The sequence below is a fragment of the Thiomonas sp. genome, assembly GCF_034007205.1.
Taxonomy (GTDB): Bacteria; Pseudomonadota; Gammaproteobacteria; order Burkholderiales; family Burkholderiaceae_C; genus Thiomonas.
Genome location: NZ_JAVERI010000009.1, coordinates 48,960 through 65,648, shown reverse-complemented (window position 1 = coordinate 65,648; position 16,689 = coordinate 48,960). Strand labels below are relative to the sequence as shown.

Genomic DNA, 16,689 nt, shown 5'->3' with positions numbered 1-16,689 from the left:
TTTACGCGAGCGGCCCGAGCTTTTGTTCGAGCGCCGCTGCGGCGCCGAGCAAGGCGGGCCAGGGGCTGTGGATGACCCACACGGGAATGTCGCGCAGATAGGCCGAGGTGCGTCCCTTGTCCTCGAAGCGCTGGCGGAAGGGCGAGCGCACGAACAAATCGCCCAGCCGCGGCACGATGCCGCCGCCGATATACACGCCGCCGCGCGCGCCCAGGGTGATGGCCAGGTCGGCGGCCACCGTGCCCAGCAGGGTGCAGAACGTGCCGACGGTTTCCACACAAAGCGGGTCGGCGCCGCCCTGCGCTTGAGCGGCGATGTCGGCGGCGCTGCGCTCTGGCGGCGTCTGCCCGGCGATCTGCCCGAGCGCCCGGTGCAGGAATTCCATCCCTGCGCCCGACAGCAGGCGCTCAGCCGAGACATGGCCGAAGCGCGCGCGCGCCAGGCGCCAGAGCTCCACCTCGCGTTCATCGAAAGGGGGGAAGCTCACATGCCCGCCTTCGCCTGCCAGCGGCGTCCAGCCGCCGAGTCCGTCGGGAATCAGCCCCGAGACGCCCAGCCCGGTACCCGCGCCCAGCAGCGCCAGCGGCGTCCCGGCCATGGCGCTGCCGCCTCCCACCTGCACCAGCTCGCTGGCGGGCAGCTCGGGCAGCGCGCGGGCGAGCACGGCGAAGTCGTTGAGCACCAGAAAGGTGTCCAGCCCCAGCTCGGCGCGGGTTTGCGCAATGGAAAAGCCCCAGTGGTGATTGGTCATGCGGATCTGGTCGCCATACACCGGGTTGGCGATACCGATGGCGACATGGCGCACAGAGGACGCACCGACGGCAGCGAGATAACTGCGCAGGGCGTCGGCGAAAGTGGCGTGGTCTGCCGTGGGGAGCACGCGAACCTCGCTCGGCCCTTGCGCCGTGAGCAGGGCGAAGCGGGCATTCGTACCGCCGACATCGCCGACGAGTCGGGTTGGAGGGTTACAGGAGGCGGCCTTCATCTTGAACGAGTAATCTGAGGCGTCTTGCCGACGGACGATGTGAGCATAGTATGTCGCTGGTCCCGGTATTGCATTCGTCTCACATGAGCCGGCCGCATCGGCGGTCTATTGCACAACGACTGTTTGGAGTTGCCATGTCTTCTTTGCATCCCGTGGTGGCCGCTGTGACGCAGCGCATCGAGGCGCGCAGCGCGGCGCGGCGCGAGGCCTATCTGGCGCGCTTGCGCGCGGCGCGCGGCGGCAAGGTCGAGCGCGCGCATCTGTCGTGCACCAATCTGGCGCACGCGATGGCCGCCGCCCCGACTTCCGCCAAATTGCTGCTCAAGGAGATCACTCCGCAATCTCGCCCCAATCTGGCCATCGTTTCCGCTTACAACGACATGCTCTCGGCGCATCAGCCGCTGGGCGCGTTTCCCGCGTGGATCAAGGAGGCCGCGCAGGCGGCGGGCGCCACCGCGCAGTTCGCCGGGGGCGTGCCCGCGATGTGCGACGGCGTGACCCAGGGGCAGGCGGGGATGGAGCTGTCGCTGTTTTCGCGCGATGTCATCGCCATGGCGACGGCCGTGGCGTTGAGCCATCAGATGTTCGACGCCGGGCTGTATCTGGGCGTGTGCGACAAGATCGTGCCGGGTCTGCTGATCGGCGCGCTGGCTTTCGGTCACCTGCCCGGCATTTTCGTGCCCGGCGGGCCGATGACCAGCGGCATGGGCAACGACGAAAAGGCCCGCATCCGCGCGCTGTATGCCGAAGGCAAGATCGGCCGCGCCGAGCTGCTCGAAGCCGAGATGCAGTCGTATCACAGCGCGGGCACCTGCACCTTCTACGGCACGGCCAACTCCAACCAGATGCTGATGGAAATCATGGGCCTGCACCTGCCCGGCTCGGCCTTCGTCAACCCCGGCACGCCGCTGCGCGAGGCGCTCACCCGCGCGGCCGCCACCCGCGCGGTGGCGATTTCCGCCGAAGGGTCGGAGTACACCCCGATCGGCGAACTGGTCGATGCGCGCGTGATCGTCAACGGCCTGGTCGGCCTGCTGTGCACCGGAGGTTCGACCAATCACACCATCCACCTCGTCGCCATCGCGAGGGCGGCGGGCATCGACATCAACTGGACCGATTTCGACGATCTCTCCAAGGCCGTACCCACGCTCACCCGGCTCTACCCCAACGGCCGCGCCGACGTCAATCAGTTCCACGCTGCCGGGGGCATGGGCTTTGTCATCCGCGAACTGCTCGCCGCCGGGCTGCTGCACGCCGATGTGCAGACCGTGGCCGGGCCGGGGCTGGCGCGCTACGCGCAGGAACCTGGGCTCGACGGCGGTCAGCTCGTCTGGCGCGGCGTGAATGGCGACTCGCTCGACCGCGACATCCTGCGGCCCGTGGCCGATCCATTCGCCCCGGACGGCGGTCTCAAACTCATGACCGGCAACCTGGGGCGCGCGATCATCAAGGTCTCTGCGGTCAAGCCCGAGTACCGCGAGATCACCGCGCCGGCCCTGGTGTTCGACGATCAGGACGATCTGCTCGCCGCCTTCAAGCGCGGCGAACTCGAGCGCGATTTCGTCGCCGTCATCCGCTTTCAGGGCCCGGCGGCCAACGGCATGCCCGAACTGCACAAACTCATGCCCACGCTGGGCGTGCTGCAGGATCGCGGTTTCAAGGTGGCGCTGGTCACCGACGGGCGCATGTCGGGCGCATCCGGCAAAGTGCCCTCGGCCATCCACGTCACGCCTGAAGCCGTGCACGGCGGGCCGATCGCCAGGGTGCGCGATGGCGACCGCATCACCCTGAACGCCCACACCGGACAAGTCAACGCCGAAGTGCCGCCCGAGGTCTGGGCCACGCGGCAGGCGCAGGCCATCGACCTGAGCCGCCGCCAATACGGCGTGGGCCGCGAGCTGTTCGCCGCCTTCCGCCAGCATGTGGACGGCGCCGAGCAAGGCGCGACCAGTTTTCGGCATCCCGACTGGACGCACGAACCTGAGCACGCCATGTCCGCCATGCCCGCCACTGCAGGAATCGAAAAATGACCGCCGAAGAACTGCTGCGCGCCGGGCCGGTGATGCCCGTGCTGGTGATCCGCGACCCCGGCCTGGCCGTCGATCTGGCCACGGCGCTGGTGGCCGGCGGCATTCGCACCCTGGAAGTGACGCTGCGCACTCCGGCGGCGCTGGACGCCATCCGTCAGATTCGCGCCCGCGTGCCCGGTGCGCTGGTGGGCGCGGGCACCGTGCTCAGCCCCGCCGACTGGCAGCGCGCGCAGGACGCCGGCGCCCTGTTCGGCATCAGCCCGGGGCTGACGCCAGCGCTACTGGCGGCTGCGCGCCACGGCAGCCTGCCCTTCGTGCCCGGCGTAGCCACCGCCAGCGAGGCCATGACGGCGCTGGAGGCGGGCTTCACCGCGCTCAAGCTCTTCCCCGCCGAGGCCGTGGGCGGGCAGGCGCTGCTCAAATCGCTGTACGGGCCGCTGCCGCAACTGCTGTTCTGCCCCACCGGGGGCATTCATCCGGGCAATGCAGCCGCCTATCTGTCCTTGCCCAATGTGGGCTGCGTGGGCGGCTCGTGGCTGGCGCCCGAATCGCTTCTCGCTATGCACGACTGGGACGCCATCACCGCACTGGCCCGCGAAGCGGCGGCGTTGCGGCAGTAAGTGAGCGCGGGGCCCGGTTCGCAGGATTCAATTCGCTGGTTCAGTGCAGTTTGGGCGGCTTTGCCGCACGGGGTTCGTCCAGCCGATCAAACCACATGATGGCGCCTGCCGCCAGCAGGACAAAGAAGGCAGTGGCGAGGATCCAGGCGATGTACCACGAGGCGTTGCCACCCACGAGGATGCCAAGGAAGAGCACCGCCGCCCCGCAGATCAGGAACAGCGCGAGAGACAACAGTTTTTTCATTGCATCCATCCATGAAAAACGGAGGTTTCGATAAACCGAAGGTTCGATAAAAAGGGCCAGGTTGCCCTGGCCCGGAGCAAGGCCCTGCAATGATGCGAGAGCCTTCGGTGCAGTTACGGTTCAGTGCCCGCCATGCGCAGCACCGCCGTTGCGGCGAGCTTCTTCCTGGGCGTCATACAGAGCGCCCGCGCCGGCCGAAACCAGCACGATCATCGCGGTGCCGAAGATCCACGCCAGGTACCACGGCGCGTAGTCGCCCAGGATGATGCCGAAGCAGAGGATCCCGACAAAAGCAGCAATCAAGTACAGGATGAAATAAGACAGATCTTTCATGACGAACTCCTGGTTCAGTAAGCGTGGGGATCGGCTTCGACTTCCTTCGGATCGACCTTGCCGCGCATGACATAGAACGCCCAGCCGGTGTACCAGAAGATAAGTGGCACGAATACCAGAGCCCAGCCGGCCATCCACAGCAGTGTGTTTTCACTGGAAATGGAGTTCCAGAGGGTCAGGCTTTGCGAGGGGTTGGAGCTCGACGGCATCAGGAAGGGGAACATGGCCACACCGATGGTGCCGATGACGCCGATCCACGACACCGCGCCCAGCCACCAGGCCAGCGTGTGCTTGTTGCTGCGCACGCTCATCCAGCCGAGGAACATACCGGCAAAACCGAGCAGCGGCACGATCCAGAGGATGGGGTAGGACTTGTAGTTGGACAGCCAGCCGCCGGGCACCAGCTCGACCGTCTGCTGCAGCGGGGTTTGCGGCACGCCGGCCCCGGGGAAGCTCACGATCTTGTAGCCGTTGACCAGGCTGACCCACACCCCCAGCACCGCGAACAGCACGATGGCGGCCAGCGCGGCATAGCCCGCAGCAGCCTTGGCGCGACCCGAGATCGGATCGGGCGTGCGGCCCATGATCATCACGCCGCCCATATAGATCGACAGCGACAGCGACAGCAATCCAGCCAGCACCGAGAACGGGTTGAACAGGAAGATGAAGCTGCCGGTGTAGACCGAGCGCAGATCCCACTGGAAGTGGAAGGGCACGCCCATCAGCATATTGCCCATGGCGGCGCCGAAAATGATCATCGGCAGCGCGCCGCTGAGCAGCAGCGTCCAGTCCCAGGCATTGCGCCATGCAGGAGAGGGCATTTTGCTGCGGTACTCGAAGCCCAGCGGGCGCACGATCATGCTCCACAGCAGCAGCAGAATGACCACATACAGGCCGGAAAACGAGGTGGCGTAGATCAGCGGGTAGGCCGCGAAGATCGCGCCGCCGCCGAGAATGAACCACACCTGATTGCCGTCCCAGTGCGGGCCGATGGCGGCGAGCATGGCGCGGCGCTCAGTATCGGTCTTGCCGACAAAGCGCAGCAGCGTGCCCACGCCCATGTCCATGCCGACCATGGTGCCCAGCGCGACGAACAGGATGCCGAGCAGGAACCACCACAAGACTTGAAGAATGAGATACAAGTCCATGACTTTTACTCCTTATGCGCGCTCATCGGAGCGGCCGGGTTGGGGGCGAAACCACCGCCGAACGAGGGTTGCGGCTTGCGGCTGACGGGAGTGGACGGCGTGCCATGCTCTTCCGGGCCTTGCTTGATCGCCCGCACCATCAGGTACATCTCCACGGCGATGAAGATGGAGTAGAGCGAGACGAAGCCGATCAGCGAGAAGACCATATAGCCCACGCTGTGGCTGGACGCGGCCATCCAAGTGGGCAGCATGCCGAACACCGCCCACGGTTGACGACCGATTTCCGCAGTCAGCCAGCCCAGTTCGCAGGCGATGAAGGGCACGGGGATCATCCACGGCGCGAGTTTCAGGAACCAGCGGTTTTGCGGCTGTTCGAGCTTGCCGGTGATGGTGAGCATGGCGGCGTAGACGAAGTAGGCCAGCATCAGAAAGCCCAGGCCGACCATGAAGCGGAAGACCCAGAAGACCACCGAGACTTGGGGAATGGTGTCCTTGGCGGCCTTGGCGATATCGGCATCGGTGGCCTTGGACACGTCCTGGTCGGGCGCATAGCGCGTCAAGAGCAGGCCGTAGCCCAGATCCTTTTCATGCGCCTTGAACTGCGCCAGGGCGGCGGCGTCGTTGGAGTTCTTGCTCAGCGCCTTGAGCGCTTCGACCGCCGGGATGCCATTCTTGATGCGCACCGCAGCCTCGGCTTCGATCTGATCGACACCGGGCACGACCTTGTCGAGCGTGTGCGTCAGCAGCGGGGTCAGCACATAGGGCACCTGGATCTGCCAGGCGTTCTTCTGCTCATCCTGCATCGGCCAGGCGATGACATTGAATGGCGCCGGAGCAGCTTCCGTCTGCCACATGGCTTCCATGGCGGCCAGCTTGGACGGCTGGGCGTGCGCGCCGACGAAACCCAGCGCGTCGCCCAGGGTGATGACACCTGCGGTGGACAGCACGCCGAACAGCGCCGCCATGCGGAAGGAACGGCGCGCGAGTTCCAGGTGGCGGTTGCGCAAAATGTACCAGGCGCTCACCCCGGCGACGAACACAGCGGCCGTGACGTAACCGGCGATGCTGGTGTGGACGAACTTGGCCTGCGCGTCGGGACTGAAGATCAGCGCGCCGAAGTTGGTCAGTTCCATGCGCATGGTGATGGGGTTGTAGGCGGCGCCTTGGGGGCCTTGCATGAAGCCGTTGGCCACCAGAATCCACAGCGCCGACAGGTTGGAGCCGATCGCCACCAGATAGGTCACCAGCAGGTGCTGGCCCTTGGACAGGCGCTTCCAGCCGAAGACCATCATGCCGATGAAGGTCGATTCCATGAAGAACGCCATCAAGCCCTCGATGGCCAGCGGAGCGCCGAAGATGTCACCGACGAAACCGGAATAGAAAGACCAGTTGGTGCCGAACTCGAATTCCATGGTCAGGCCGGTGGCCACGCCCAGGGCGAAGTTGATGAGAAACAGCTTGCTCCAGAACTGGGTCATGTCGCGGTAGATCGTTTTGCCGGTGGTGACGTAAACCGTCTCCATGGCGGCGATCATGAAGCTGATGCCCAAGGTGAGGGGGACGAAAAGAAAGTGGTACAGCGCGGTGGCGGCGAACTGCCACCGCGACAAGTCCACGACGAGGGTGTCGATCATGTTGGCGCTCCTGTTGTGTCGATTTGCGGGTCTTTCGCGGCATCGGGCAGAGGATAGGCTTCAACCTGGGCCGCGAAGAACGCTGCCTAAGGATAGGCGCCGATGTATCTCATTTTTTTGATTTGGAGCAATATCAGGGAATTCCCTAGCCTGTGTGTTGTCAGCAAACCGCTCAAAGGCAGGGCTGCCGCTCGGCGCAAGGCGCACCCTTGCCGAATACCGCTTGCGTGAGCGCCGATACGGCGGCGCGCTCGGCCTGCATGGCGTCGGCGGCCACACGCGCGGCGTCCGCCCCGGCCAGGCGCTCGCGGTGCTGGACGCGGCGCAGCTCGCGGTAGGCGTCCGCCGCGGCTCGGCCGACCCCGGCAGGCAGCAGGCCCAGCGCCTCGGCCATGCCGAGCAGGGCGATATTGCCCAGATCGGCGGTGAGCTGCGGGTAGTCGGCGGCGTGCGCCAGCACGATGAATTGCACGGCAAACTCCACATCGACCATGCCGCCGGGGTCGTGCTTCACGTCGAACGAATCGCTGCGGTTGGGGTGGCCGTCGGCCACCTTTTGCCGCATGGCGAGGATTTCGGCGCGCAGCGCCTGAAGGTCGCGCCGGGTGGTGAGCACAGCGGTGCGGATGGCCTCGAAGCGCGCGCCGATGGCCGGATCGCCCGCGCAAAACCGCGCCCGGGTGAGCGCCTGATGTTCCCAGGTCCAGGCGGTGTTGCTGCCCCGCCCGCGCTGATATTGCTCGAAAGCCTCCACGCTCGTGACCAGCAATCCGGCATTGCCGTTGGGTCGCAGCCGGGTGTCGATCTCGAACAGGCGCCCCGCTGCGGTGTGCGCCGTGAGCCACCACACCAGTTTGCGGGCGAAGGCGGCGTAGAGATCCTGCGCGTTCTCGGCCGGATCGTCGTAGAGGAAGACGATGTCGAGATCGCTGCCGTAACCCAGTTCCTTGCCGCCCAGCTTGCCGTAGGCGATGACGGCGAAGGCGGGCTGCTCGCGGTGCTTGCGCGGCATCTCCTGCCAGCACCACTGCAGCGCCAGTTGCACCGTGGCGTCGGCCAGTGCCGAGAGTTCATCAGCGACCTGCTCGACCTTGATGAGCCCGGCCAGATCGCGTGACAGGGTGCGGAACATCTCGGCGTGAAAGCCCTGCCGCAACAGATCCATGCCCTCGCCGGCATCCCAGCGGCCCGACTCCAGCAGCCGCGCCTGTTGCTGCAACAAATCGAGCCGGTAGTCCTGGGCGTTGAAACGCTCGCTCGGCGGGCTGATGAGTTCATCCACCACGGCGGGATGGCGCTTGATGTAATCGGCCGCCCAGGCCGAGGTTTCGAGCACGTTGCACAGCCGGGCGAGCGCGGCGGGCTGTTCGGCGAAAAACGCCAGATAGGTTTCGCGCCGCCCGATGGCTTCGAGCAGATCGATGACGCGGTTCAGGCACACCTCGGCCGTGGGGCGCCCGGCGGCCATGCCGATCACCCGGTCGAGCACGCGCAGCAGCCGCAACCGCCCCGCATCACTCAGCGCGGTGTAGCGCGGCGAGGTTTCGAGCGCCTTCAACCGCGTCACGACGGCGTCGTGCGCCAGACCCGCCTTGGCCAGATGGTGCCGTACCGCCTCCAGGCTCTCGGACGGTTTGCAGCAGCCGGTGCATTGCGGCCCGTTGTGCAGCAGGGCGTCGAACTCGCTGGCGACGAACTCGCGCACCTTGTCGAGCTCGCGCAGCAGCTTGCAGCCCCTGGGGCAGGCACCGCGGCGCTGCGCGTCGTCATCGATGAAACCCATCGCCCAGGCCAGGGCGTGCAGGTCGGCATCGTCGGCAGGCAGACTGTGCGTCTGGGCGTCGTCGAGATACTGGATGCGGTGCTCCAGGCGGCGCAGAAAGCGATAGCTCGACGCCAGCCGACCGGCCGTTTCGGCCTGCAGCAAGCCCTGCTGCGTCAGCAATTGCAGTGCGGGCAGGGTGGCGCGTTCCCGAATCTGCGGCATGCGCCCGCCGCGCACCACCTGCAACAGTTGCACGATGAACTCGATCTCGCGGATGCCACCGCGTCCCAGCTTGACATCGTTGGCCTTGTCGGGCCGGGCCACGGCGCGCCTGGTCGCCTCCGCCCGAATCTGCCGGTGCAGCGAGCGCAGCGCTTCGAGCATGCCGAAGTCCAGATACCGGCGCCAGACGAAGGGCTCGACCACCGCCGCCAGACCCTGCGCCGCCCGCTGCGCTGCGGTGCTCTGCAGCGGGGAAACCACGCGCGATTTGAGCCAGGCGAACCGCTCCCACTCGCGGCCCTGCACCAGAAAATACTCCTCCAGCATCGCCAGGCTGACCACCGGCGGGCCGCTGTCGCCATTGGGTCGCAGCCGGGTATCGAGCCGGAACACGAAACCGTCGGCGGTGACATCCGACAGCATGGGCGCGAAGGCGCGCACCACACGGCCGAAATACTCGCGGTTGCTCAGGCGCACGGCGCCGTCGGTTTCGCCGTCTTCGTCGTACACGAACACCAGATCGATGTCGGACGACACGTTGAGCTCGCGTCCGCCCAGCTTGCCCATGCCCACCACGAGAAACTGCGCTTCCTCGCCCGCCTCGGTGCGCGGCACGCCAAAGCGCGGTTGCAGCTCGGCGTGCGCCGCGCGCAGCCCGGCGGCCACCGCGCCTTCGGCCAGATCGCTGATGCCGATGCACACCGCCTCCAGCGGCGCGCCCGACAGATCCGACTCGATGAGCCGCAGCATCAGCGCATTGCGCACCCGACGCAGCGCCACAGGCAGCGGCGCTCCCGCCTGCTGCAAGGCGGCAATGGCCGCGTCGATCCCGCCCCGCGCAGGAATGCCCGGCGGCCAGCAGGCCATCACCTCGTCGAAGCGGCCGACATGGCGGCGATAAAAGCGGGAAAACTGCGACAACTCCATCGGGCGGGTCCGGCAACGGCAATGAGCGCGCAGCATAGGGCAGCATGCCCCGGGCTGCATCGCGCCTGCTCAGTGTCTGACGCCCCGGTGCAGGAATCCATGATGCCGCGCAAATCCCGATTGGACGGCGCCTCTCCTGGGCGATCCACGGGCCGGACGCGCCGTGAAAAAGCCCACGCCCTAAATAGGGCGCGGGCTTGTACCCACAAAAACTGTTTTTTCCGTTTTAGAACGGAATGTCGTCGTCCATGTCGCTGAAGTCGCCCGCCGGCTTGCTCTCGGCCGCAGCGGGGGTGCGGCTGGGGGCTGCGCGGCCCGGGGCGGCTTCGCGGCTGCGGCTGTAGGCCTCGCCTTCTGCGCCACCTTCACGTCCGCCGAGCAACTGCATGTCTTCGGCGATGATCTCGGTGGTGTATTTCTCGACGCCGTCCTTGTCGGTCCACTTGCGGGTTTTCAGGCGGCCTTCCACGTACACCGGGCGACCTTTTTTGAGGTATTCCCCGGCGATTTCGGCCAGACGGTCGTAGAACACCACGCGGTGCCACTCGGTTTCCTCGCGTTTTTCTCCGCTGGTCTTGTCTTTCCAGTTGCGCGTGGTGGCGATGCTGACATTGCAGATGGCGGCGCCGCTGGGGGCAAAGCGGGTTTCGGGGTCGCGGCCCAGGTTGCCGACGAGAATGACTTTGTTGACGGAGGCCATGAGGTGTCCTGAATTGCGGCGACCCGCGGGCTGCGGGACGATGGCGGCAAGCATAACGCCTGCGGGGACTAACGGGCAGTGCAGATCAGGGTCAGTGCAGATCAGGCGTTCTGCGGCTGCGCCGGGGCGGCGTCGGCTTCGGCGGGTTTGTGGCGTCTGGGCGGGGGCTGGATGGTGAACGACACCAGCAGCCACAGCGCGGCCAGCGCGGCAGCGGCGAAAAACACGTCTTCGCTGCTGTAATGCGCCAGCCAGCCGCCCACCGCGCCGCCGGCGAACAGGCCGAGCGACTGCCCGGTGTTGTAGATGCCCATCGCCAGACCCTTGCGGTTGGCCGGCGCGGTGCGCGACACCAGCGAGGGCAGCAGCGCTTCCATCAGGTTGAACGAGAGGAAGAAGAAGAACAGCGCGGCGATGAGCGCCACGGGGTGTTTGTAGCCTGCGGCAAAGCCCAGCATGGTGAGCACCAGCAGCGCCACGCCGCCGACGAACACGGGCTTCATATAGCCGTATTTCTCGGCGTAGATGATGCCGGGAATGGACAGCGCGAAAGAAATCAGCGTGACCGGCAGATAGACCATCCAGTGATGCAGCAGCGGAATGCCGGCGTATTTCACCAGCGCCACCGGCACCACGACGAACATGCTCACCTGCAGAAAGTTGACGACAAAGATCGAGAAGTCGAGCTTGAGCAGCGCCGGGGTGAACACCGCCTGCGCCCAGTGGCCTTGCACCTCTTCGGAGGGCGTGGTCATGGGCACGTTGGGCACGACCCAGATGATCACGGCAATGGCGATGATCGCCAGGATGCCGGTGAGGTCGAACATGCCGGGCACCGAAATGGCGTGATACACCGGCGGGCCCAACACCAGCGAGACGATGAAGGAAAAGCCGATGGTCATGCCCACCATCGCCATGGCCTTGGTGCGGTGCTGGTCGCGGGTGGAATCGGCGATCATGGCCGAGATGGCCGCCGAAATGGCCCCGGCGCCCTGAATGGCGCGGCCGATGATGATGAGGTAGAGGTTGTCGCTCGCCCCGGCGATGAAGGAGCCGATGGCGAAGATCAGCAGCCCGACGACCATCACCGGCTTGCGCCCGAAGCGGTCACTGGCCACGCCGAAGGGAATTTGCAGCACCGCCTGCGTCAGGCCGTAGATGCCCAGCGCCAGACCGACGAGAAACTTGTCGTGGCCGTGCGGCAGGTGCTCGGCGTAGATGGCGAACACCGGCAGGATGAAAAACAGCCCGAGCATGCGCAGACCGTAGATTGACGCCAGCGTGCTGCTGGCGCGGCGCTCGGCCGAGGTCATTGCATCCTTGGGGTCGGTCGTCTTGGATCGTCGGGAAGATTTTGAGGCCATGGTGTCGAATGCTGAGGGGCCGCGAGGGCGTCCGAGAAAAACAAGGCGCTTGAACTTGCCAATGCGATGGAAAGCGCATTTTCCACGATGCGCCGGGTTGCTTCGTGACGGAATCTGTCGAGAAGTGCCCAGGATTACATGCGGTTTCATCAGTGACCGGATTCGACACGCCGATTGACGGCGGCCTGCGCACGAGATGGGCCCCATGGGGTGGCGCGCCTTATAGTGTCGGGTTCGCTTTTTCGCCGTGGCTTTTCGCCTTCGCCCATGAATGACCCCGCCTCCTCGTTTGAACCGCCGGCCAGCACCCAGGCCGAGGCCTTGATTCGCGTGCGCGGGGCGCGCACCCACAATCTGAAAAACATCTCGCTCGATCTGCCGCGCAACAAGCTGGTGGTCATCACCGGGCTGTCGGGTTCGGGCAAGTCGTCGCTGGCCTTCGATACGCTGTACGCCGAGGGGCAGCGCCGCTATGTGGAAAGCCTGTCGGCCTATGCGCGGCAGTTTCTGCAGTTGATGGAAAAGCCCGATGTCGATCTGATCGAAGGGCTGGCACCGGCCATCGCCATCGAGCAGAAGGCGACCAGCCACAACCCGCGCTCCACCGTGGGCACGGTGACCGAAATCCACGACTACCTGCGGCTGCTGTACGCCCGCGCCGGCACGCCGCATTGCCCGCATCATCCCGACCAGCCCTTGCAGGCGCAGACCATTTCGCAGATGGTCGATGCGCTCGTCGCCTGGCCCGAGGGACGGCGGCTGCTCATTCTCGCGCCGCTGCCTGCGGCGCAAATGGGCGCTTCGGCCGCCGGGCGACTGGCGGCGCTGCGGGCGCAGGGCTTCGTGCGCTTTCGGCTCGACGGCGTGGTGGTCGATGCGCAGGACTTGCCCGGCCCCGATGCCCCGCCGCCGCAACGCATCGAGGTGGTGGTGGACCGCATCAAGACCGGCCCCGACCTGCGTCAGCGTCTGGCCGAGAGCCTGGAGACGGCGCTGCGTTTGTCCGACGGCCAGGTGGCAGCTCTCGACGCCGACAGCGGCGAGCTCACCGTGTTTCACAGCCGTCCCACCTGTCCGATCTGCGGCACGACGGCGCCGCTGCTCGAACCCAAGCTGTTCTCCTTCAACAATCCTGCGGGCGCCTGCCCCACCTGCGACGGCCTGGGGCAGGTGGAGCGCTTCGACCCGGCGCGGGTGGTGGCCCACCCCGAGCTCAGTCTGGCCAGCGGCGCGATTCGCGGCTGGGACAAACGCAACGCCTTCTACTTTCAGATGCTGCAGGCGCTGGGCGCGCATTACGGCTTCGATCTCGACACACCCTACGAACAATTGCCGCAGGCGGTGCGTCAGGTGCTGCTGCACGGCAGCGGGGCGCAGGCCATCGCTTTCACCTATCTGAGTGACCGCAACAAGCCCACGGTCAAGACGCATCCCTTCGAGGGCATCGTTCCCAATCTGGAGCGGCGCTGGACCGAGACCGACAGCCCGGCGGTGCGCGAAGAACTTGCGCGCATGCGCACCGTGCAAATCTGCCCCGACTGCCTGGGCGCGCGGCTCGGGCCGATTGCGCGCCACGTCACCGTCGGCGGCGAGCGTCTGCAGGCGCTTGCCGCACGCCCCTTGCGCGAGCTGCGCGACTGGTTTTGCGCGCTGCAGCTCGAAGGCCAGCGCGCCGAAGTGGCGGCGCGGCTGGTGCATGAAATCGGCAGCCGCCTGCGCTTTCTCATCGACGTGGGGCTGGACTACCTCACCCTCGACCGCAGCGCCGACACCCTCTCGGGCGGCGAGGCGCAGCGCATCCGCCTGGCCAGCCAGATCGGCTCGGGCCTGACCGGGGTGATGTACGTGCTCGACGAGCCCTCCATCGGCCTGCACCAGCGCGACAACGACCGGCTGATCGCCACCCTCAAGCGCCTGCGCGACCTGGGCAACAGCGTGCTGGTGGTGGAACATGACAGCGACGCCATCCTCGCCGCCGATCATGTGGTGGACATGGGCCCCGGCGCGGGCGAGCACGGCGGGAGCATCATTGCCCAGGGCACGCCGCAGAGCATCATGGCCGATCCGAACTCGATCACCGGCGCTTACCTGAGCGGCACGCGCAGCGTGTTTCGCGGCAAGCCGAGGCAGCACGCCGCGCCCGAGCGGTGGCTCACCCTGAGCGGCGCCTGCGGCAACAATCTGCGCGACGTCACCGCGCGCTTTCCGCTGGGGCGCATCACCTGCGTGGCGGGGGTGTCGGGTTCGGGCAAATCCACGCTGATCAACGATACGCTCTACGCGGCCTGCGCGCGCGAGCTCAACCGCGCCGGGCTGGAGGCCGCGCCCTATGCCGCCCTTGACGGACTCGATCAACTCGACAAGGTGATCGCGGTGGACCAGTCGCCCATCGGCCGCACGCCGCGCAGCAATCCGGCCACCTATACCGGGCTGTTCACCCCCATCCGCGAGCTTTACGCGCAGACCCCCGTGGCGCGCGAGCGCGGCTACGACGCCGGACGCTTTTCCTTCAATGTGAAGGGCGGGCGCTGCGAGGCCTGCCAGGGCGACGGTGCGGTGAAGGTGGAAATGCACTTCATGCCCGACCTCTACGTGCCTTGCGACGTATGCGGCGGCCAGCGCTACAACCGTGAGACCCTCGAAGTCAGCTACCGCGGCCTGAACATCGCGCAGGCGCTCGATCTCACCGTGGATCAGGCGCTGGAGACTTTCTCGGCCGTGCCCGCCATCGCCCGCAAGCTGCAGACGCTCAAGGAGGTGGGGCTGGGCTATATCCGCCTCGGGCAGTCGGCCATCACCCTGTCGGGCGGCGAGGCGCAGCGGGTGAAACTGGCGCTCGAACTCTCCAGGCGCGACACCGGGCGCACCCTCTACATCCTCGACGAGCCCACCACTGGCCTGCATTTCGCCGACATCGAACTGCTGCTGGGCGTGCTGTTCAGGCTGCGCGAGGCGGGCAACACCATCGTCATCATCGAACACAACCTCGACGTGCTCGCCAGCGCCGACTGGATCGTCGAGCTCGGCCCGCAGGGCGGCGCCGGCGGCGGCCGCCTCATCGCCGAGGGCACACCCGAAGCGCTCGCCGCGCATCCCGACAGCGTCACCGGGCCGTATTTGGCGCAGCGTCTCGCAAACGCGGCGTCAGGTCGGGCGCAGCGCAGCGAGTAGGCAAGCAAGGCTGAAGGAAACCTCGAAAACCCCTCCCCCACTTGTGGGGGAGGTTGGGAGGGGGTTGTAGGCGCTTGATTCAACGCCCCTATGCCCCCCCCACCACCCCCGCCCATGAAGGGCGCCAGGACTGGATCAGGGGGCTGGCTTTATAGCTTTCGATGCTACGAAGCTAGACCTGACCCCCTCAAACTGACCCGCGCAAACTTGCGCTTGCCCACCTGCAACACCACCGCTCCCGCGCCGAGCTTGAGCGCGCGGTCTTCGACCACCGTGCCGTCGATGCGCACACCGCGCTGTTCGATCATGCGCACGGCCTCCGAGGCGGAGGACACGAGACCGGCCTGCTTGAGCGCCTGCGGCAGCGCCAGCCCGCCTTCGGGCAGGGTCAGGCGCACTTCGGGAATGTCGTCGGGAATGCCGCCCGCGGCGCGCAGGGCGAAGTCGGCCTGCGCCGCGTCGGCCGCCGCGGCAGAGTGGAAGCGGGTGACGATTTCGCGCGCCAGCATGACCTTGGCCTCTTTGGGGTTGCGCCCGGCTTCGACTTCGGCCTGCAGCGCGGCGATCTCGCTCATCGGGCGGAAGGACAGCAGCTCGAAGTAGCGCCACATCAGCGTGTCGCTGATGGACAGCAGCTTGGCGAACATGGTCGCGGGCGGCTCCTGGATGCCGATGTAATTGCCCTTGGACTTGGACATTTTCTCCACCCCGTCCAGCCCTTCGAGCAGCGGCATGGTGAGAATGCACTGCGGCTCCTGACCGTATTCGCGCTGCAGTTCGCGCCCGACCAGCAGGTTGAACTTCTGGTCGGTGCCGCCGAGTTCGAGGTCGCTCTTGAGCGCCACCGAGTCATAGCCCTGCATCAGCGGGTAGAGCAGCTCGTGCAGGGCGATGGGCACGCCTTCCTTGAAGCGCTTGGTGAAGTCGTCGCGCTCGAGCAGCCGCGCCAGCGTGTATTTGGCGGCCAGGCGGATCATGCCGTCGGCGCCCAGCGGCTCGCTCCATTCGGAGTTGTAGCGAATCTCGGTTCTTTGCGGATCGAGCACCAGGCTGGCCTGGGCGTAATAGGTCTGGGCGTTGGCCTTGATCTGCTCGATCGTCAGCGGCGGGCGGGTGGCGTTGCGCCCGGAGGGGTCGCCGATGCGGGACGTGAAGTCGCCGATGAGAAAAATGACCGTATGGCCCAGATCCTGCAACTGCCTGAGCTTGTTGAGCACCACGGTGTGGCCGAGATGAATGTCGGGGGCGGTGGGGTCCAGGCCGAGCTTGATGCGCAGGGGCTGGCCGGTGCGGGCGCTGCGGGTCAGTTTGGCGATCCAGTCGGCCTCCACCAGCAGTTCGGCGCAGCCGCGCTGGGTGATGTCGAGTGCCCGGCGCACATCGTCGGGAAGGTCTGCGGGGGAATTTGAGTCCATCATGGGGGCAATCGAAAAGAGGGCGAAGGGGGCTGTTAGACTCGCGGCTTTATCCGTGCTGCGCCCTGCTTCAGGGGGCAGTGTATTCGGTGCCACAGCGTGATCGTTGGAGCCCGGCGCGCAGCCGCTGG

12 protein-coding genes are annotated in these 16,689 nt (G+C 66.5%); 3 read left to right on the top strand and 9 right to left on the bottom strand.

Going from position 1 to position 16,689, the window contains the following annotated elements; all coding sequences use genetic code 11:
* Position 1 precedes the first annotated feature (1 nt).
* Complete coding sequence (locus tag RBR52_RS09015; RefSeq protein ID WP_320376876.1) at positions 2-985, bottom strand: glucokinase; 984 nt, start codon at positions 983-985, stop codon at positions 2-4.
* Between the two features lie 134 nt (positions 986-1,119).
* Between RBR52_RS09015 and edd the strand changes: the two genes are divergently transcribed.
* The gene (gene edd / locus RBR52_RS09010; protein WP_320376875.1) at positions 1,120-3,015 is read left to right on the top strand and encodes a phosphogluconate dehydratase; all 1,896 of its coding nucleotides are present in this window, start codon (positions 1,120-1,122) and stop codon (positions 3,013-3,015) included.
* Positions 3,012-3,635 (top strand): bifunctional 4-hydroxy-2-oxoglutarate aldolase/2-dehydro-3-deoxy-phosphogluconate aldolase, encoded by a 624-nt coding sequence (gene eda / locus RBR52_RS09005; RefSeq protein ID WP_320376874.1) that lies wholly within the window; start codon positions 3,012-3,014, stop codon positions 3,633-3,635. Before edd ends, eda begins: the two co-directional genes overlap by 4 nt.
* A gap of 40 nt (positions 3,636-3,675) precedes the next feature.
* On the opposite strand, the gene RBR52_RS09000 is transcribed toward eda, so the two are convergent.
* The 7 genes from RBR52_RS09000 to RBR52_RS08970 form a co-directional block, all read right to left on the bottom strand.
* Positions 3,676-3,879, bottom strand: coding sequence for a hypothetical protein (locus RBR52_RS09000; RefSeq protein WP_320376873.1), 204 nt, complete (start codon positions 3,877-3,879; stop codon positions 3,676-3,678).
* 120 nt (positions 3,880-3,999) lie between these two features.
* On the bottom strand, positions 4,000-4,212 hold the full coding sequence (locus RBR52_RS08995; RefSeq protein WP_320376872.1) for a hypothetical protein: 213 nt from the start codon (positions 4,210-4,212) through the stop codon (positions 4,000-4,002).
* Positions 4,213-4,226: 14 nt separating this feature from the next.
* Positions 4,227-5,360, bottom strand: a complete 1,134-nt coding sequence (gene cydB / locus RBR52_RS08990) for a cytochrome d ubiquinol oxidase subunit II (protein ID WP_320376871.1) — start codon at positions 5,358-5,360, stop codon at positions 4,227-4,229.
* A gap of 5 nt (positions 5,361-5,365) precedes the next feature.
* On the bottom strand, positions 5,366-6,994 hold the full coding sequence (locus RBR52_RS08985) for a cytochrome ubiquinol oxidase subunit I (RefSeq protein WP_320376870.1): 1,629 nt from the start codon (positions 6,992-6,994) through the stop codon (positions 5,366-5,368).
* A 172-nt stretch (positions 6,995-7,166) separates the two neighbouring features.
* Entirely contained in the window at positions 7,167-9,908 is a 2,742-nt protein-coding gene (gene glnE / locus RBR52_RS08980; RefSeq protein ID WP_320376869.1) for a bifunctional [glutamate--ammonia ligase]-adenylyl-L-tyrosine phosphorylase/[glutamate--ammonia-ligase] adenylyltransferase, read from the bottom strand.
* 226 nt (positions 9,909-10,134) lie between these two features.
* A complete protein-coding gene (gene ssb / locus RBR52_RS08975; protein ID WP_320376868.1) occupies positions 10,135-10,608 on the bottom strand; it encodes a single-stranded DNA-binding protein in 474 nt (157 codons plus the stop codon).
* Between the two features lie 101 nt (positions 10,609-10,709).
* Positions 10,710-11,972 carry an MFS transporter gene (locus RBR52_RS08970; protein ID WP_320376867.1) on the bottom strand — a complete coding sequence of 421 codons (1,263 nt, stop codon included), beginning with the start codon at positions 11,970-11,972 and terminating at the stop codon, positions 10,710-10,712.
* A gap of 267 nt (positions 11,973-12,239) precedes the next feature.
* On the opposite strand from RBR52_RS08970, the gene uvrA reads away from it, so the two are divergent.
* Complete coding sequence (gene uvrA / locus RBR52_RS08965; protein ID WP_320376866.1) at positions 12,240-15,143, top strand: excinuclease ABC subunit UvrA; 2,904 nt, start codon at positions 12,240-12,242, stop codon at positions 15,141-15,143.
* Between the two features lie 164 nt (positions 15,144-15,307).
* Here uvrA and tyrS read toward each other — a convergent pair whose 3' ends face one another.
* A complete protein-coding gene (gene tyrS, locus RBR52_RS08960; RefSeq protein WP_320376865.1) occupies positions 15,308-16,561 on the bottom strand; it encodes a tyrosine--tRNA ligase in 1,254 nt (417 codons plus the stop codon).
* Positions 16,562-16,689: the final 128 nt, after the last annotated feature.